18 protein-coding genes are annotated in these 18,152 nt (G+C 65.5%); 7 read left to right on the forward strand and 11 right to left on the reverse strand.

What is annotated here, in order from left to right:
* Positions 1-107 precede the first annotated feature (107 nt).
* A complete protein-coding gene (locus tag C489_RS01275) occupies positions 108-2,114 on the forward strand; it encodes a hypothetical protein (protein WP_006429283.1) in 2,007 nt (668 codons plus the stop codon).
* Between the two features lie 114 nt (positions 2,115-2,228).
* Here C489_RS01275 and C489_RS01280 read toward each other — a convergent pair whose 3' ends face one another.
* Positions 2,229-2,585, reverse strand: coding sequence for a TRAM domain-containing protein (locus tag C489_RS01280; RefSeq protein ID WP_006429284.1), 357 nt, complete (start codon positions 2,583-2,585; stop codon positions 2,229-2,231).
* Between the two features lie 80 nt (positions 2,586-2,665).
* Between C489_RS01280 and C489_RS21810 the strand changes: the two genes are divergently transcribed.
* Entirely contained in the window at positions 2,666-2,824 is a 159-nt protein-coding gene (locus tag C489_RS21810) for a hypothetical protein (protein ID WP_160163626.1), read from the forward strand.
* A 71-nt stretch (positions 2,825-2,895) separates the two neighbouring features.
* Here C489_RS21810 and tgtA read toward each other — a convergent pair whose 3' ends face one another.
* A complete protein-coding gene (gene tgtA / locus C489_RS01285; RefSeq protein ID WP_006429285.1) occupies positions 2,896-4,371 on the reverse strand; it encodes a tRNA guanosine(15) transglycosylase TgtA in 1,476 nt (491 codons plus the stop codon).
* A 348-nt stretch (positions 4,372-4,719) separates the two neighbouring features.
* On the opposite strand from tgtA, the gene C489_RS01290 reads away from it, so the two are divergent.
* The 3 genes from C489_RS01290 to C489_RS22010 all read left to right on the forward strand — a co-directional run bounded on the left by C489_RS01290 (position 4,720) and on the right by C489_RS22010 (position 7,441).
* Positions 4,720-5,958: a midas domain-containing protein gene (locus C489_RS01290; RefSeq protein ID WP_006429286.1), complete on the forward strand. Its 1,239-nt coding sequence runs from the start codon at positions 4,720-4,722 to the stop codon at positions 5,956-5,958.
* 161 nt (positions 5,959-6,119) lie between these two features.
* Positions 6,120-7,220 carry an archaeosine biosynthesis radical SAM protein RaSEA gene (locus C489_RS01295; protein ID WP_006429287.1) on the forward strand — a complete coding sequence of 367 codons (1,101 nt, stop codon included), beginning with the start codon at positions 6,120-6,122 and terminating at the stop codon, positions 7,218-7,220.
* A 56-nt stretch (positions 7,221-7,276) separates the two neighbouring features.
* Positions 7,277-7,441 (forward strand): hypothetical protein, encoded by a 165-nt coding sequence (locus tag C489_RS22010; RefSeq protein ID WP_006429288.1) that lies wholly within the window; start codon positions 7,277-7,279, stop codon positions 7,439-7,441.
* A gap of 12 nt (positions 7,442-7,453) precedes the next feature.
* Here C489_RS22010 and C489_RS01300 read toward each other — a convergent pair whose 3' ends face one another.
* The 4 genes from C489_RS01300 to C489_RS01315 all read right to left on the reverse strand — a co-directional run bounded on the left by C489_RS01300 (position 7,454) and on the right by C489_RS01315 (position 12,156).
* Positions 7,454-10,645 carry a PAS domain S-box protein gene (locus tag C489_RS01300; RefSeq protein ID WP_006429289.1) on the reverse strand — a complete coding sequence of 1,064 codons (3,192 nt, stop codon included), beginning with the start codon at positions 10,643-10,645 and terminating at the stop codon, positions 7,454-7,456.
* Positions 10,646-10,764: 119 nt separating this feature from the next.
* Entirely contained in the window at positions 10,765-11,457 is a 693-nt protein-coding gene (gene purQ / locus C489_RS01305) for a phosphoribosylformylglycinamidine synthase I (protein ID WP_006429290.1), read from the reverse strand.
* Positions 11,458-11,709, reverse strand: coding sequence for a phosphoribosylformylglycinamidine synthase subunit PurS (gene purS / locus C489_RS01310; RefSeq protein ID WP_006429291.1), 252 nt, complete (start codon positions 11,707-11,709; stop codon positions 11,458-11,460). It abuts the gene before it with no gap.
* Positions 11,710-11,841: 132 nt separating this feature from the next.
* On the reverse strand, positions 11,842-12,156 hold the full coding sequence (locus tag C489_RS01315; RefSeq protein WP_006429292.1) for a HalOD1 output domain-containing protein: 315 nt from the start codon (positions 12,154-12,156) through the stop codon (positions 11,842-11,844).
* A 329-nt stretch (positions 12,157-12,485) separates the two neighbouring features.
* Here C489_RS01315 and C489_RS01320 point away from each other — a divergent pair, with 329 nt between their 5' ends.
* Positions 12,486-13,445, forward strand: a complete 960-nt coding sequence (locus C489_RS01320; RefSeq protein WP_006429293.1) for a formyltetrahydrofolate deformylase — start codon at positions 12,486-12,488, stop codon at positions 13,443-13,445.
* A gap of 197 nt (positions 13,446-13,642) precedes the next feature.
* On the opposite strand, the gene C489_RS01325 is transcribed toward C489_RS01320, so the two are convergent.
* Entirely contained in the window at positions 13,643-13,810 is a 168-nt protein-coding gene (locus C489_RS01325) for a DUF7576 family protein (protein WP_449289376.1), read from the reverse strand.
* A 250-nt stretch (positions 13,811-14,060) separates the two neighbouring features.
* Here C489_RS01325 and C489_RS01330 point away from each other — a divergent pair, with 250 nt between their 5' ends.
* On the forward strand, positions 14,061-15,368 hold the full coding sequence (locus C489_RS01330) for an acetamidase/formamidase family protein (RefSeq protein WP_006429295.1): 1,308 nt from the start codon (positions 14,061-14,063) through the stop codon (positions 15,366-15,368).
* Positions 15,369-15,540: 172 nt separating this feature from the next.
* Here the strand turns inward: C489_RS01330 and C489_RS01335 are convergent, their stop codons facing one another.
* The 4 genes from C489_RS01335 to C489_RS01350 form a co-directional block, all read right to left on the reverse strand.
* On the reverse strand, positions 15,541-16,341 hold the full coding sequence (locus tag C489_RS01335; protein WP_006429296.1) for a hypothetical protein: 801 nt from the start codon (positions 16,339-16,341) through the stop codon (positions 15,541-15,543).
* Positions 16,342-16,409: 68 nt separating this feature from the next.
* Complete coding sequence (locus tag C489_RS01340; protein WP_006429297.1) at positions 16,410-16,688, reverse strand: ubiquitin-like small modifier protein 1; 279 nt, start codon at positions 16,686-16,688, stop codon at positions 16,410-16,412.
* A gap of 76 nt (positions 16,689-16,764) precedes the next feature.
* Entirely contained in the window at positions 16,765-16,971 is a 207-nt protein-coding gene (locus C489_RS01345) for a hypothetical protein (protein ID WP_006429298.1), read from the reverse strand.
* Between the two features lie 139 nt (positions 16,972-17,110).
* Positions 17,111-18,130: a phosphoribosylaminoimidazolesuccinocarboxamide synthase gene (locus tag C489_RS01350; RefSeq protein WP_006429299.1), complete on the reverse strand. Its 1,020-nt coding sequence runs from the start codon at positions 18,128-18,130 to the stop codon at positions 17,111-17,113.
* Between the last annotated feature and the right edge of the window lie 22 nt (positions 18,131-18,152).

The raw sequence follows: 18,152 nt of genomic DNA on the forward strand, positions 1-18,152 counted from the left end.
TCTTTATCGCCCCTAGTTGTTCCTGTATTTCCAGACATGGTGACTGAACCCATCTAATGAAATAATGGAAAATTAACCTTTATGCGTGAGTAGTCGAAGGTAGAACCATGCCATCGGATTCAACAGACTCGAGACGACAATCGACCGACGCCCGCAGAGCGTTCCTCGCCCTCCTGCTGGTCGCAGCCGTCGGCATCGCGTCGATGGGGCTGCCGGTCGTCTACGGCGGTATGACGACGACCGCCGAAGCGACCGACTCTGCCGACGTCGAATCGTACGACACGATTTCGCAAGCGGAATCGGACCTCGACCCGGCCGACGAAGTGTACCTCCGTGACGACGGGAGCGCCGTCCTCCGGTACGACGACGAAGAGACGGATGTCAACCAGTTCAATCTGGGGATGAACGCCAGCGAAGGGCTGGTTCACATGTTGGTCGTCGACGACATCGAAGACAACGACAGCACCGAGGATCTCGAGGAGGCGAACTTCTCGGCGATCCTCGACCAACAGGGATTCTCCGGTGACGGCTCCCTCGTCATGCAACAGCCGGACGACATCCAAGACCTCTCCGTCGACGTTTCCGGCGAGGTCTCCGACGAGACAAACGAGTTCGATGCGAGTGCCACCGGCACGTTCGATAGCGACGCCACGTCTACCGGCGCGGTCAGTACGAGCGGCCACATGACCGCCACGGCGGACCGACTTGAAACGGCCGGGAGCGCGTCCGTCGACGACCCGATGGCGTCCAGCGATACCGGGATGTACATGGACGTCTCCCTAGAGGACACGAGCGACGGCTACACCGTCGACGTCTCCCGAGAGCGCAGCCTTTCCGACTTCCGGTCCAGCGACTGGGACACTCGAGAACAGGCTAAACAGACCCTCCAGAGCCAGTACGGCGACCTCGCAACGGGGATGGGCGGAACGAGTACGATCGACATCACGAGCTACAACTACGAGGAGCGATCGACCGGACAGGATCGCCTCGAGATCGACTTCACGGTCGAGTACACCGGCATCGAAGACGGGATCGAGGAGCAGCTGACGGACACGCTGGCAAACGACCAGTCGATGGATCTGAGCCGGTCGGAAGCCGAGGAGATCGCAAGCAGCGTCACCGACCTCGAGATCGAGACCGCCGAGTTCACGGTGAACGAACGTGACGGCTCGATCGACGTCGAGTGGGAGTTCGCGCTCGCGAACTACAACGAACTCTCGCTCGCCATGCTCGATCTGGCCGAATCGGCGGAGACGAACGAGGCGCTGAACCAGTCCGATATCGAGGACGCCCGAACGTCCCTCGAGGCACAGCAAGCGGCGGATCTCACGTGGAACTTCGAGTGGGACGCCTCGGTCGAGCAGACCTCGTCCGACGAACTCCAGCTCGATGCCGAACTCACGAGCGACACGGAAAACTGGGTCGCCTACATCGACGAACTCGAGTCGCGGGGCGTCGACGCTCCGAACGATGTCACGTTCAGTCTGACCGCCGACACCGACGGTGACGAACTCGCCGTCGACGGCACGTTCAACGTCGAGGCACAGGATCTGGCCAGTCAAGCGGTCGAATCGATGGCACAGTCCGCTCGATCCGGGCCGGCGGCCTCGCAGCCGGGCTCCGAGACCGACCAGTTCATCTCGGCACTTTCCGAGTCCGAACTCGAGGTCGCCCGCGTCGACGCCAGCCTCACTGACAATACGGTTCGCGTCGAAGGTGGCGCGAAATTCGAGAACATGAGCGCAGTCGCGGATAGCCTCAGTAGCACCGTCGGCATCGGCGCAATCGCGACCGAGACGACCGACGGAAACGCGTCCGTCTACGTCCACGTCGACGACATGGGCGACGTCGACACCGAGTCGGCGACCAAATCTGACATCGAACACCTCGGCGTGGTCGGTTCGGAGACGACCGTCCACCAGGCCAGCGAGTGGGACGAGGAGTTCCCCGAGCCTGACAACGCCGAAATGCGCAACTACCTGGGTCTCTCCACCGAGAGCGGTGAAACGACCGAAGGAGACGACTCCGAAAGTATTCCCGGCTTCGGTGCCGGTGTCGGACTCGCCGCGATCGCCGGACTGCTGACGGCGCTCGTCCTCCGACAGCGAACGTAGTCCCGGCTCGGCCACTCGCAGCGTAACCGGATTGCATCTTTTTTGACAGCGAGTGAACGCAACAGTAGCGCCGCGTTCGCACTGAACTACTGCCGAGAAACCGCGTACGGCCGATTATACGGTCTTGAGGTGCGTCGCCGTCGCCGACGTGTGACCGCGGTTGAACGAGAGGATTTTGAGGCGGATCACGTCCGTCGGTTCGCAGTCGGCGGGCACGTCTTCGACGAAGACGACGAACCCTTCGATTTTACAGACCGCTCGCCGCTCGCCGGAGTGATGGTCGCTGAACTCGCGGATCGCGGTCTCCTCGATGTCTCCGATGTCGACTGGCGGGTCGCGCTCCTGTGCGTCCGTATGGCGATCCCACGATTGGCGTTCGTCCGCGGACCGGCCGCGGAACCGCTTGAACAGCCACGATCCGATCACGAGTACGACGACGACGGCGCTGCCGAGTACTGCCGGGCCGAGCATACCGGAACCGGCGTCGCCTCGGTCTTCGATGTTCCGGTCTCGGCGGCAGCCTGTTGCTGCCCGGTCGGTTGGTGGACATCGTGAATCCATCAGTCAATGGGTCATCAGGTGAGGGCGTCTCCGAGTCCGTCAGCATCGCCGTCGACTGGTCCGACAGCGTGACGATCACGGTCGACGGTTCGTCGGTCGCCCACCCGGTCGTCGTTGCGCCTGACCTCGGTTCGGTGACGAGCGCGTAGTCTGGTCTCGTCGCGATTTACAGCACAGAAACAGGGTTTCGGTTACACCGAGGTGGAGAGCGACAGGTCCGTCAGTCCGACGCGAGGTTCACGAGCGTGACGCCGTCTGGAACGCGCTCGAGGACGCCCGCAGGCCAGCCCCGGTGGGCGAGGGTGACCGCGGTCTCCGGGTTCGTCTCGACGAGGCGGCCCACGCCGTCGGCGGCGGCCTCGAGGGCGGCTCGGTCGGTCCGGTCCGGCACCTCGGCGGTGAGCGGGTAACTCCGCGAGAGTGCTCGCGGGAAGGGGCCGAAGGGCGGTTCGACCCGCCACGAGTCGTCGAACTCGTCGCCGCGGGGCGCGTCGCCTTCGGTGAGCAGCAGGGAGTCGGGGACGGAGAGCCGCTCGAGGCGCTGGTGGTGGCGGACGACTTCGGGCCGGCGCGCGCTCTCGTGGGAGGTGTAGAAGAACGCGCTTTTCGAGACGGGGTCCGAGCGCTCGAGTTGGTCGGCGTGATCGAGCAGCGTGCGGTAGCCGTCGAGCATCGTCGGGTGGGCGCGGGCGCGCTGTTCGACGAGTTCCATGAGGTTCCCGGCGCGGATCGCCTGCTTGATCCGGCGGATCTCGGCGAAGGTGACGTGGAGGTTGTGGGCGGCGAGTTCGGTCTCGCGCTCGGCGTCGGGGAGCGCGCGCAACTCGGCCGGCGAGTGCTCGGTACAGACGGCACACGAACAGGGGAGGTAGTCGAGGTCGTCGAGAGCCCGGGTGCCCCGCACCGTGAGATAGCGGTCGTCACGGGCGTACAGCGCGTAGGCCGCGGAATCGAACAGGTCACAGCCCATCGCGACGGCGAGCGCGAACATCATCGGATGGCCGGCACCGAAGAGGTGGACGGGCGCGTCGGCACCCAGCCCGCGTTTGGCGGCGGCGACGACGTCGATCATGTCGTCGTACCGGTAGTCGTTCATCAGCGGGACGACCGCGCCGACCGGGAAGACATCGAGAGCGGTCCCCTCGGCGTGGCTGCCGGCCCGCTCGCGGAGGGCCGGATAGGTCGACCCCTGTACCGGCGCGCTGACGAGCATCTCGCCAGTGTCGGTGGCCTCGGCGATCTCGAGTCGTTCCTGGGTGGTCTCGAGGTCGCTCTCAGCGCGGTCGCGGGAGACGTCCGGCGGCGTCGGAATGTCGACGGGCGTGGCGATATCGGAGCCGATCTCGTGCTGGAAGTCGAGGATCTCCTCGGTCGTGACGTCGATTTCGCCGTACTCCGAGAGCTGGAAGGAACCGGAGTCGGTCATGATCGCGCCCGGGAAATCGAGCAGGTCGTGGAGGCCCTCCTCGAGCGCGCGTTCGCGGAGGGTATCGTCCCCGTGGATGATATAGGAGTTCGTGATGAGGATCTCCGCGCCGAACTCGTCGGCGAGCCGGCGAGGGCTGATCGTATCCAAATTCGGGTTGATCACCGGCAGCAGGGCCGGGGTTTCGACGGTGGCGTCGGCTCGGGGAACGGTGAGTTCGCCGATGCGGCCGCCGGCGTCGGTGTCCCGGACTTCGAAGCACTCGCGCATTGGCCCCGTGTTGGCCCGTCCGACGTAAGTCATGACGGATTTCGACCGGCCTGGGGCTACGACAGAGTGATCGGACACCTGTCAGTAGCCGACAGCAGCGATACACGCCCCGTTCTGTCCCACTGGCCGAGTCGCTCCCGGCAGCCACAAGCACGGCATTCGTCCGTGGTGATGAGCGCCATATCGTGGCACGGAAATACGTTCTTCGTGGCGGCTGTGACCGTCGTCGGTCTCGATAGATGAACGCGAGATTAGAGACTGTTGCACGGTTCCAACACTTGTTTTCTCCGAGATAATTCCGTAACAGTCGCTTCGTTTTAGCCCGCATTCGAGGGTAGGTGAGAGCGCATGGTTTCACGACCGCAGAAAATCGGCGTTGTGTTCGTCGCGCTGCTGGTCGCACTCGCGGGGGGTCCTGCCCTCGCCGGTGCGACAGCGAGCGCTGGCGACGACGCCGGAGACATGAGCGAATCCGAATCGAGCGCGACCCTCAAGAACGTACAGGTCGAGACACTGGACCTCGAGAACGTCACGGTCGAGAACGCGACGATCGAGGAACTGAACGTCGAGGAGTTCGACGCTAACGTCTCGGCGCTCCAGGACGAACTCGAGAGCAACGACACCGAGTCGAACGCTACCGAGACCGTTGACGACAACGAGTCCAACGCGAGCAGCGAGAACGTGACCCTCTCGGACATCCAACTCGAGCAACTCGAGCTCGAGGGGGTCTCCGTTGAGGAACTCGAAGAAGGCGGTGAGGACAACGCGTCGGCGGACGACGAGATGAACGCGTCCGCTAACGAGACCGACGCGAACGAAAGCGCCAGCAACGAGTCCGTGATCGACGAGAACGCGAGCGAGGTCACGGTTCAGAACCTCACCATCGAGACAATGGACGTCGAGACGCTGACCGTCGAGGAGCTGACCGCCGGTGAGGACGCCGGCAACGAGTCCTCGATGGCCGACAACGAGTCCGCAGACAACGAGAGCGACGACCTCGAGATCTCCACGGACGACAACGAGTCCATGGACAACGAAAGCGCCGATCTCGAACTCTCCGAGGACGACAACGCGACCGACACCGAGTCGACCGAAAGCGAGACCGAGTCCCAGGAGATCGAGGAACTCACGATCGAGCAGTTCGACGCCGAGGAGGTCACGATCGAATCGATGACCGTCGATTCGGTCGAGGAAGCGAACGACAGCGCCAGTACGGACGATAACGAAACGGAGACCGACGACCTCGAGATCTCCACGGACGACAACGAGTCCGCGGACAACGAGAGCGACGATCTCGAGATCTCCGAGGAGGAAGACAATATGACCGACGAGATGGACACCGAGAGTAACGCGAGCTCCGGCGAGACCATCTCGACCCTCTCTGCGTCCTCGATCACGATCGAGAACGCGACCAGTGACACCCTCACGCTCGGAGACGCGAGCGAACTCGAGGATGTCGAGAGCGACGAGACGATGGCGTCGGGCGACGAAATGAACGAGACGGAGACTGACGACAACGCAAGCGACGACAGCGACACGGATCTCGAAATCACTGAAGACGACGACGCGAACGAGAGCGACGCCTAACCTGCGTTCAGCGGCACGGAATATTCCGTTTTTCTGTGAGATCGTTGCGAACTCGAGCCGCGTCTTCCGTGTGCTTCCCTGCTGTCCCACCGCGTTGCACGGCGGCCGTGGCCGGGCACAGACGAAGGCGCTTTAGGCGCTGGACCGCTTTTCGTTTCCTAATGAGTAAACCCACGCCCGAGGTATACGAGCAGGGCAAGGGCATGGACGCCCACAATCAGGCGATGCGGGAGATCCGCTCGCGAAAGGAGGCCAGTTACGACCCCCACGAGCCCACCCGCGTCTGGCTCGACGAGGACAACACGCCCGACGGCGTCAAGTCGAGTCTGACGATTATCCTCAACACCGGCGGCTGCCGGTGGGCCCGCGCCGGCGGCTGTACGATGTGTGGCTACGTCGCCGAGAGCGTCGACGGCGGCAGCGTCTCCCACGAGGCCCTGATGGACCAGATCGACGTCTGTCTGGCCCACGAGTCCGAAAACGCGGACGAGCCGGCCGACCTCATCAAGATCTACACCTCCGGATCCTTCCTCGACGAGCGAGAGGTCAGCGCGGAGAGCCGCCGGGCGATCGCCGACACCTTCGCCGACCGCGAGCGGATGGTCGTCGAATCGCTGCCCGATTTCGTCGACCGCGAGAAGATCGGCGACTTCACCCAGCACGGACTCGATACGGACATCGCCATCGGCCTCGAGACGGCGACCGACCGGGTGCGCCACGACTGCGTGAACAAGTACTTCGACTTCGCCGACTTCGAGGACGCCTGCGCGGAAGCCGCGGCCGGGGACGAGGCCGCCGGCGACGACGTTTCGGCGGGCATCAAGGCCTACCTCCTGATGAAGCCGCCGTTCCTCACGGAATCGGAGGCCGTCGAAGACATGATCTCCTCGATCGAGCGCTGTGCCGACGTCGCGGGCTGTCACACCGTCTCGATGAACCCGTGTAACGTCCAGCGTTACACGATGGTCGACGACCTCTACTTCGAGGACGGCTACCGCCCGCCGTGGCTCTGGTCGGTCGCCCACGTCTTAGAGGAGACCGCGGACGTCGACGCCATCGTCGTCTCGGACCCGGTCGGCCACGGCTCCGATCGCGGCCCGCATAACTGTACGGAGTGTGACGACAACGTCCAGAAGGCGATCAAGGACTTCGATCTCCGGCAGGACCCCTCGGTCTTCGAGCAGGTCTCCTGTGAGTGCGAACTGACCTGGGAGACCGTCATGGAGCGCGAGCGGAGCTTCAATCAGCCCCTGACTCGATAGCGCCGCACAGCGGGAGTCAGGGCCACGTACTTTACCGCCGGCCGATAACGTCCGCTATGGCACTCCCATCGTTTTCGGACTACTGGAACGAACTCGAGCCCGCGGTGTTGATCGTCGTCGGCTTTCTGCTGTTCGTCTTTCCCGAGCCGGCGACCTCTGCGCTCGGTGCGGGACTCATGTTACTCGGCGGGAGCTGGTGGTTCTACGAGTGGGGGCGGTAATGGCGAACCGGCTCAGTCGCCGGTCGCCGTGCCGTCCGACGCGGACTGGATCGACGCGGTGTCGGCCCGGGGAACCTCGAGCGTGACCACGGTCCCGCGGGGATCGTTGTCGGTAAACGAGAGTTGCCCGCCCGCTTGCGTGACGACCCAGTTGACGAGCCAGAGCCCGATGCCGCTGGCGTGACGGAGTTGCGTGATCTCCCGGTCGCCCTGGAGCAGTTCCCGCTCTTCGTCGGGCATCCCGGGACCGTCGTCGGCGATCGACAGCGTCAGTACCCCGTCGTCCGGCGGGTCACACAGCGTCACGTCGACGGACGGGCGCGGCCGGTCGCTGTGCTCGACGGCGTTTTCGAGCACCTGAAAGACGGCCGTTCGGAGGTATTCGTCGGCCCGGGCGAAGGCCTGGTCCGGGAGCGAACAGGTGATGTCGACATCGGCGGTGCTCTCGAGGCGGGTGACCGCCTGTTCGACGGCGTCGGTGAGATCGATGGGGCCGGCCGCGACCTCGTCGCGGTCGAGGACCCGTTCGACGGCGCGGGTCTTCTCCGCGAGGCCGATGAGTTCGTTCGTCCGGGACTGGACGGTCTCGACGTACTCCCGATCCGTGTCGGCGACGGCGTCCGCGAGCATTTCCGCACAGCCGTTGATGATGTTCATGCCGTTGCGAAGATCGTGGCGCAAGACGCGATTGAGGATCTCGAGGCGCTTCTGTCGCTGCTTTTGGGCGGTGATATCGGTGTAGAGCCCGAAGGCCCGATCCGACGAGCCGTCGGTCGCCATCGGGACGACGCGCAGCCTGAAATCCCGCAGTCCGTCCGCGGTCCGCCGCTTGACTTCCGCCTCGCTGATATCGCCGCTGCTGCCCTGCCGATTTAACGCGTCGGCTTCGGCCGTCCTGTCGGCCGGGACGATGAACTGATCGAGCGACGCGCCGGACAGTTCCGCCTCGTCGTAGCCAAAGCACCGTTCGAACGCCGGGTTGACGGCCTCGACGATCGGGCCGTCCTCGAGGTGTCTGACGCTGACGACGGCGTCGGGAACGTGCTCGAACAGCGCCGCGAACCGGTCGCGTTCGGTCCGCAGGCGCTCCTCGAAGTCGATCCGATCGAGCGCGTCGATGACGTGAGAGAGCAACAGCTCCGCCAGTTCCTCGTCGGCCGCGGTGAACGCGTCCGGCTCCGTCGAAACCGCCTGAAACACGCCGCGATCCCCGACCGGCACGCTCAGGATCGAGCGACAGCCGTCGATTTTCGGGACCGCGTCGCTTGCGGGGCAGTCGTCGACGCGGACGGGCCGTTGCCTGCGGTAGGTCTTTCCGGCGATCCCCTCGTCGACCGGCCGCCGTCCCTCGAGGTCGGATTCGAGGCCGGCGGACGCGGCTTCCGTGAGGAAGGACTCGTCGCGGACCGTCTCGATGAAACAGACGTCGAAGTCGAGGACGTCTTCGGCCGCTTCGACGGCCACGTCGTAGATCTCCCCGCGGCTCTCGCAGTCGTCGAGCCGGGAGGCGACGCTGTGGAGGCCTTCGATCTTCGCTTTCCGGTCGACCAGTTGCCGCTCCATGCGCTTGCGGTCGCTGATGTCGCGGGCAATACCGACCGTGCCGTCGATCTCGCCGTCGGCGTACAGCAGCGCCATGTTGACCTCGGCCGGCGTTCGCTCGCCGTCGGGGCCCGTAAGCGTGACTTCGTAGGTCGCGACGCGGCGGTCGTCGTCGGCCGCGAGTTCCTGGGCGTGTCGGCGACCCCGTTCGACGCTCTCGTCCGTGAGAATCAGCGAGGCGTGTTCGCCGAGGAGTTCCTCGCGACTGTAGCCGGTCTTGCCCCGCATGGTCTCGTTGGCCGTGACGAACCGGCCGTCGGTGTCGAGCTGGTAGACGCAGTCGCCGACCGTTTCGACGACGGTCTTCGTCCGCTCGAGTTCGCGTTCGCGCGCCGCTCGATCGAGCGCCGCTTCGGCCGTCGTGGCGAGGACGTGGAGCAAATGGATCTCGGCCTCGTCGAGGTCGTCCGTATCCGCCGATGCGGCCGACAACAGGCCGTGGTCGCCGAGCGGCTGGAGGAGTGCCGTTCCCACGTCGAGACCGGTGTCATAGGGAATCCGCGACATGTCCTCGACGAGAGTCGGCTCATCGTCGGTGTAGGCCTCCCAGAGGACGCCGTCTCCCGGCTCGACCGACGAGATGTCGTCGGTGTGTTCGTCGAGTGTCGACGTGACGCCGGCCAACTCGAGCGTTTCGCGGTCCTCGTCGTACATCCTGATCGCGCCGAGGGCCCGATCGATCACATCCTCGGTCGCCGCCATCACGATGTCGGCGATCTCGTCGGCCGATTCGGCTCGCAGTAGCTCTTGGGTCGTCTCCTGGAGCGCCTCGAGGGCGTTCGCTCGCTTGCGGTCCGCCGTGATATCCTGTCCGAACGAGAGGACGCTGACGACCTCGCCGTCTTCGACCAGCGGCGTGTTGAACCACTCGCAGGTCATCGGCGTGCCGTCCTTGCGGACGTTGTGGCTCACCTGCCGGGACGATCGTCCGTCTATCGAGCCGTCGACGAGGTCGTCCCAGTACCCGCGGACGTCGGATCGCTCCGATTCCGGGACGAGCAGGTCGAGCGCGGATTCGCCCGCGGCCTCGTCGGCGGTGTACCCGAACAGTTCTGTCGCGGCCGGGTTCCAGTTTCGCACCTCGAACGCGAGGTTCCACTCGATGATCGCGAGCGGCGACTGCTCGACGAGCAACGCGAGGCGGTCCGAGGGGTCGTCGGCCGGCTCCAGCGAGCCGGGCTCGACCGTGCCGGCGGTCGTTCCCGCCTCAGTGGTCGTCGCCGCATCGGCTCGTCGCTCCTCGAGCAACGCCTCTAGTCGAGTCACGAGCGTTTCGTGTCCCTGCGAGCGGGGAACGTAGCCGTCTGCTCCGGCCGCGACGATCGCGCCGGCGAGCGCTTCGCTCCCGTCGGCAGGAAACGCGATGATCGGAATATCGGACCGGCGGTCTCGAATCGCCCGACAGCAGTCGACGGGGTCAGTATCGGGGAACGAGTCCCCGATCACGACACAGTCGGCAGTCGAGAGGCATTCGAGACACGCATCGGTCGTCCGAACCGTCTCGATCGTCACGCCACGCTCCGCGAGGGGGCGTTCGAGGACGGCTCCGGCGTCGGAACCGACGGCGACGACTCGGGTGTCCGGTCCGCTATTCGTGCCCATCCCCTGTATCCAGTTCGACTCCGACGGACTCCGACACTATTACTCTTTGACTCGACTCACGAACTGAGTTGGTTCCGGCGGCCGGTCGGGTATTCTGCGGAAAACAGCCGACTGAAGTCCTATACACCGCTTGCTTCCGATTCGAATCCGCGGAGAACCCCCTGTCCGTCGGTGGGTCCGACATCGGGCAGCGTCGCGCGCTCCGGGTGTGGCATCAACACCGCGACGGACTCGCGATCGCCGAGGACGCCGGCGACGTTGTGCTTGGACCCGTTCGGATTCACGTCCGGCCCCGTCTCGCCGTTCTCGTCGCAGTAGCGAAAGAGCACCCGGCCCTCGTCCTCGAGTTCGGCCAATCGGTCGTCGTCGATCTCGTAGCGGCCCTCGCCGTGGGCGATCGGCACCTCGATGACCTCGCCCTCTTCGTAGGCGGCGGTCCACGGGGTGTCCGCGCGCTCGACGCGCAGGTAGACGTGTTCACACTGGAAGCGGGCGCTCTCGTTCGTCGTGAACGCGCCCTCGGTCAGACCGGACTCGCAGCCGATCTGTGCGCCGTTACAGACGCCCAGCACCGGCACGCCGTCGGCCGCGGCCTCGCGGACGTCGGCCATGATCGGCGAGCGGGCCGCCATCGCGCCCGCCCGGAGGTAATCGCCGTAGGAGAACCCGCCGGGGAGGACGACGCCCGTCGTGTCCTCGGGGAGGCCGTCTTCGTGCCAGACGATCTCGGCGTCGATGTCGAGGTGTGCCAGCGCGCGCTCGGCGTCGCGATCGCAGTTCGAGCCGCCGAATCGGATGATCGAGACCGTCATCTACCGTTCGGCGACCTCCACGTCGTAGTCGTGGATGGTCGGATTCGCCAGCAGCCGTTCGGCCATCTCGTCGGCGCGCTCGCGGGCATCGTCCGCGGAATCGGCCTCGAGGTCGACCTCGAAGCGGTCGGCCGATCGCAGTTCCTCGAGTTCGAATCCCAGCCGCTCTAAGGCCTGCTTCGTCGTCTCGGCCTCGGGGTCTAAGACGCCCCGTTTGAGTCGAACCGTCACCGTCGCCGTGTAGGCGGTCATTACCTGTTACCCCGTAACCGTGCTCAAAAACGCTTTCGCCTTGGCTGCGTAATGCACGTTCGTGGACACCGGCGCGGGACTCGGCGGCAGGCCCCGGGTCCCGGCTCGCGTCGGCAGTCGCCTGCGAACCGATCAGGCCACTCGCGCGACGACGATGTCGCCCGTCGCGTGGACGGTGACCGTGTACGCGTCCAACTGGAAGGACACCTGCCCGGTGTTTCGGTTGGCAGCGCTGTTTGCCGGCGCGAACAGCGCCTCGAGGCTCTCGGGATCGATCCGGTCGTAGAGCCGTTCGACGTCGGTGGGGTCGCTCCCGGAGAGTTCCGCAACCGTCGAGACGATCGTGGTCGTCAGCGAGTCGGTCCCCGCCCAGTCGTGCGAGACAAACGCCGTCTTTCGCTCGCGATCGATTCGTGATCGGCCGTGGTCGTCCGGAGTCACTGTCATTGTATTCACCTATCGATTGGCGACTGTCACGCCGCGTGACTGAACACTCGTACCACAGTCGGGTGTATAAATCCCTGTCAGACATGTTTCATAATTTTGTACGACAAAATAAACCCGTTCAGGGGACAGGGGCGGGGTCGGTTCGGGGTTGCTGTCATACGTCCGCGGGCAGGTCACTTGTGCTCGCGCCGTTGCTCGACGAGGACGACCGCTCGCCGATCGCCGCCGGAGAGTGGGGCCGATTCGCACGGGCCCCTCCGGAAAGCAGGACTTTTAGCCGCCCGCGGACTGCACTCGCTCGTGATGCATCGCGATTCGCTCGAGCGGAGGTGGCAGCGTTGACGACCGACGTGACCGAAATCACGGTAATCGGAGACGACGACACCGGACTGGTCGCCAACGTGACCAGCCTCCTGTTCGAGCGCGGCGTCAACATCGAGGACCTCGATCAGGCGGTCCGCGACGGCGTCTTCCGGATGTATCTCGCCGTCGATACCTCCGAGATGGTCTGTACCGAGGGGACCCTCCGCGAGGATCTCCACGAGCTCGGCGAGGACCTCGACCTCGACGTGCAGGTCCGGTTCCCCGCCGACCGCGAGACCCAACAGATCGCCGTCCTCGTCACGAAGGAGAGCCACTGCCTCGAGGCGCTGTTCGAGGCGTGGGCCAACGACGAACTCGGCGCTGACATCGGCGTCGTGATCGGCAACCACGACGACCTCCAGCCGCTGGCCGAGCACTACGACGTGCCGTTCCACGACATCGGCGATGAGGGCGGCCAGCAAAACGAGGACCGGCTACTGGAACTCCTCGGCGAGTACGATGTCGACTTGATCGTCCTCGCGCGGTACATGCGCATTCTGAGCCCGAACGTCGTCTTCCGCTACGAGGATCGGATCATCAACGTCCACCCCTCCCTGCTGCCGGCGTTCCCCGGCGCGGAGGCCTACCGACAGGCCGTCGAGGAGGGCGTTCGCGTGGCCGGGGTCACCGCCCACTACGTCACGACCGACCTCGATCAGGGGCCGATCATCACCCAGCGCGCCTTCGACGTCCCCGACGACGCCGACTTGGACGTGATGAAACGCCGCGGCCAGCCACTCGAGGCCGACGCCCTGCTCGAGGCCGTCCAACTCCACTTAAACGGCGACGTGTCGGTCCACCGCGGTCGAACGTCGGTCCGGGAGAACGGTACCCAGTACCAACTCGGCCTCCCCGAGGAACTCGACGAGTTCACGCCGGACCGGCCGGTCGACGGCATCGGTAGCGCGGTCGCCGAAGACGACTGAACGGCGGTTTTTGCGGCCCGTTTCGGATTGAGAGACACTGCGAGCGATCGCTCACAGCGGGCTCGAGCCGTCATCTAGCTGTGTCGGAATCCAATCAGCGACGTGTGATTCGCGACACTCTTGGGTCGGCCTCGAAACAGCGCGGGACCGACAGCGCTCGATCGCAGGCGCGTGACCGCAGGAAAGACTGGTATGACTCAGGCGGACGTTGACGACTCCCACTCCTCGAGACAGTCGTCGGTACAGAAGTGTCGGTAGACGGTCGCTCCGTCCTCGACGGTCGTCACGACGCGCTGTTCGGAGGACGGTTCTACGGGGTTGCCACACTGTCGACAGTCGGGTGAGTCGTCCGTCGAATCGGTCATCGTTGGCAGGTGGGCCGAGACCCACTTGAACGAATCCATTGCGGCGTATTCGGCCACGGGCGGCGAATCCGTTCGCCCGGTCGACTATCCCAGCACCGCGTCGGTCGGCGGGTCGGTGACGGCGACTCGAGGCGACCGGCCTCGAGCGGGCCATTATGGGTGCAGCGGATCAGTTCGAGACGGGACATCGGTCACGAACGATTCCGTGAGCAGTAGCCTTATCGCCGCCACCAGCGTACGGTGGTATGTTATGTCACAACGAGAAGTCGAACAGGAGCTGTCCGTCGATCAGTACACGCTCGGCCTCGTCGGTCCCGACCAGGAGTGGGCGGGCACCGTCGCGGACGGCGGCACGATTAGAACGTACACGCCGCCGGGCTGTTGGGGGCCGATGGTCACGCCCGAGTTCCACGGCGGCCACGAGGTCACCCGGCCGATCCGCGTCGAGGGGGCCGAAGTCGGCGACGCCGTGGCGCTCCATATCCGGGACGTCGAGGTCACGAGCATGGCGACGAGCACGGGCTCGATGGCCGAACGCGAGGACGCCTTCGGCGACGACCCGTTCGTCGATCACCGCTGTCCGGAGTGTGGTACCGAGTGGCCGGAGACGGTCGTGGAGGGAACCGGCGAGGACGCAATCAAGTGCGCCGAGTGTGGCGCGAACGCCTCTTCGTTCGGCTTCGAGTACGGCTATACCGTCGCCTTCGACGACGACGGCACCGTCGGGATCACCCTCGACGAGGACGCCGCCCACGAACTCGCGGAAAACGCCGACGAGGTGATGGACATCCCCGAGAACTCCCGGCAGCATCCCATCCTGCTGTACGAGCCCGGCGAGATGCCCGGCACGCTGGGTCGCCTGCGCCCGTTCATCGGCAACGTCGGGACGACGCCGCCGGTCACGATGCCGGACTCGCACAACGCTGGCGACTTCGGTCAGTACCTCATCGGTGCCGAACACGAGTACGGCGTCGACAGCGAGGCCGACCTCGAGGCCCGGACCGACGGCCACATGGACATCCCGCAAGTCCGGCCGGGCGCGGTCCTCATCTGTCCCGTCAAGGTCGACGGGGCGGGGGTCTACGTCGGCGACTTGCACGCGAATCAGGGCGACGGGGAGCTCTCTTTGCACACGACCGACGTGAGCGGCACCGTCACGATGGACGTCGAAGTCATCGAGGACCTCGAGTTAGACGGGCCCGTCCTGCTGCCGCCCGAGGAGGATCTACCGTTCATCAGCAAACCCTACAGTGACGCAGAGCGCGAGGCGGGACGGGAACTCGGCGCGGACCACGGCGTCGATGTCGAGGACGAGATGGGTCCGATTCAGGTCGTCGGCTCCGGCGCAACCGTCAACGACGCCACGCAGAACGCCTTCGACCGCGCCACGAAACTGCTGGACATGAGCGAGGGCGAGGTCCGCTCCCGGTGTACGTTCACCGGCGGCGTCCAGATCGGGCGGCTGCCGGGCGTCGTCCAACTCGACATGCTCGCGCCGATGGACGTGCTCGAGGACCGGGGAATCGACCACCTCGTGCGCGATCAGTACGGCCTGTAGGAACTGCCGTCGGAACTCGGTGACCGCTCTCTCAGCGGTGGCGCGCGTTGTCCGCCAGCGAAGAGGGAGAGGCCGGCGGAAAATGCTGCGCGAGGAACAGGCGCGTCTCCGGCCCCGGCCGTCTCGAGCCCTCACTCCCTTCGCAGGCGTCTCAGTTGGCGGGCAATCCCGTCTACAGCTCGCGCCCGTCGTAGGCTGCGAGCAAGTCCCGTAGATACGTGATAACCGCCGTTGCTCGAGCCGGTGTCTCACAGGGCACTGCTGGCGGCGGATTGTACAGCTTGTCCGTGAACCACGAGAGCAACTTTCCCACGGCATCGTCCGGCAACTCTCCCGGGTCCCAGGCCAGTGCCAGCACCGTCCCGTCGGCTCCGATCTTCGCTCCCTCGACGTTCGTCAGTCCGTAACAACTCATCGTCCGTCCGTCGAGCGGTTCGACGCACAGCGAGCCGCCCCGGACTGCCCACTGACGATCCTCGGCAGTCCACTCGAACCGCGTCTCGGTCGGCACCAGACACGCGTCCTGTCCCGACAGGCCGACGATGTCGCCCGGTTGAATCCAATCACCGAGCAGCGTCGCATCCACCCCGGCGTCCGCGTGATGCGGGATCGCGTCGAGGAGCGGCGTTTCGCCGTCGCGGAGCTCGAGCCGAAACACGAAGTGCGAGCCGGCGACGCCGTCCGTGAGCGCGACCAGATCGAATAACGCCTCCCGCCCCGCGTTGGTCGTCGTCGGCACGCGCCACGCGGTGGCGTCGTTCCGATCCGCCACGGGGACCCGCTCGAACCGATCGCGAGCGGCGGCCCACGTCCGCCGGCAGTCGTCGCCGTCCGGTTCCATCTCCCGCTCGTCTTCGTGCAGCCAGACCACTGCGGTCGTCGCGTCCGGGAGGACCGACTCGAGGAGGGACCGACACGCCGCAGCGAAGCCCTCGCACTCGAGGTGATGCGTTCGGTGTCGTTCGGAGGGCATACTCCTGTGGGCGGTCTCCGGAATAATAGTTGTTTTCCGGACCATTCACCGTGGGTCCCGGAGCCGGATCATCCGTTCTCCCCGGCTCCGCCCTGCACCGCCGGAACGATCGATAGCGACGCCCCGTCCGGAACCCGTTCCTCGAGCCCGGCGCGCTCGCCGTCGACCGTCACCCTGACGCTCGCCCGCAGTTCGTCGCCGTCGTACAACTGTGGCTCCGCTCGGGGGTAGGCGTCGACGACGGCTGCGATCGCGTCGGCGACGGTCCCGCCCGACCACTCGAGCGTGACCGTCTTGTCGCCGGTCGCGCTTCGTAGAGGGCCGTACACAGTGACTGGCGTCTTCATGGTCGATAATGGGATCGATCAGACAAGAGCCTAGCCGCTCGCTTCTCGGAGACGAACGAGGAGGAAGGAACGCGGATCAGTCGTCGCTCGACTCGGCGGTGGCCGCGGCCGACGACACGTCCTGCTGGCCGATCCACGACGAGGAAAACAGCGGTGCGACGGCGAAGCCGACCATCACGAGCATGAACAGGGCAAGCATGGCACTCGCGACGCCCGCGATCCCGCTGGTGAGACTGAACAGGACGATACTCGTTGCCGCGCCACTGGCGATAGCAGGGGTCATTTGCGTTCGGTCGACCGTAGTTCGACCCGCAATATGAGGGTTACTCTCTTCGATACGGGTTGGTGAACGATACCGTGGCCCGTGGTTCGACTAGCCACTCGAGTTCGGATTGCGGTCGGCAGCTATCGCTCGAGTCGCCCTAGAGCCGTTGGACCGCACCGATCGCGCTCGAGAGCGGCGGCGCGTCGAAGAACTCCTGGCCGGTGTAGGCGTTGGCACCCGCACAGTACAGGTCGCGCGCGGTCTCGAGGACGTCGTCGTCAAGCCGTTCCGGCTCCTCGTCGCAGAGCGATTTCCAGTCGGCGACGTTTTCGTGCTTGGCTTCGGCCTTCGCGGCGTCGACGGCTTGGACCCACTCGGGCTGGGTGCGCTTGTGGTACTGGCGGAGCACTTCCTTGGAGAGTTGGGTGCCCTCGTAGCTGAAGCGGTTCTCGTCGAACGTACCGACGACGTCGCCGACGCGAATCTCGCCGCCGTAGTAGAGACACTCGATCTTGCCATCCTCGTGGACCAGCCCGGCCGAGTCGGCCTGTTCGGTAACGATCCGGTTGACCTCGCGGGCAAGCGACTCGAGGTCATCGATGGCGGCGTCGCCGGCGATCGAATCGGCTTCGTCGCGGTCGAGATGGCGGTCGCTCTCCTCGTACTTCGTGGTGAACTCGACGATCGGGTCCGCGAGGTCGACGGCCTCGTCGGGCCAGCTCTCGAACGCGAGGCCGTGGTCGGCGGGGTCGGTCCGATCCCGCAGGCTCGAGCCGACGGGAACCCGATTGCGGAAGACGATCTCGAGGGGAATCAGGTAGTTGTCGCCGGCCGCGTCGTGGTAGCTGTCGTAGTCGTACTCGCGGCCCTCGTTGGGCAGGTCCGGCACCTGCGTGAGATCGATGGCCATCTCCCACGGCGGGTGGGAGGCGTCCTCGAGCGGGATGACATCGCCGTTCTCGACGACCCCGCGGTAGTGGGTGGGGACGCCCTCGGCCTCGAGCAGTTCGAAGTTGAACGCGCCCATCGTACAGAGGCTCGCGCCCTTCTGTGGGATCTGGTCGGGCATCTTCCCCCAGTCGAACACCGAGTAGTCGTCGGTGAAGACGAACGAGCCGCGACCGAGGTCGTCGGCGGTCGCCGCCTCCTCGATGCGGAACTCCTTGACGCTCGTCATTCGAGACACCCCAGACCGTGTC

This window comes from Natrinema versiforme JCM 10478 (assembly GCF_000337195.1).
Taxonomy (GTDB): Archaea; Halobacteriota; Halobacteria; order Halobacteriales; family Natrialbaceae; genus Natrinema; species Natrinema versiforme.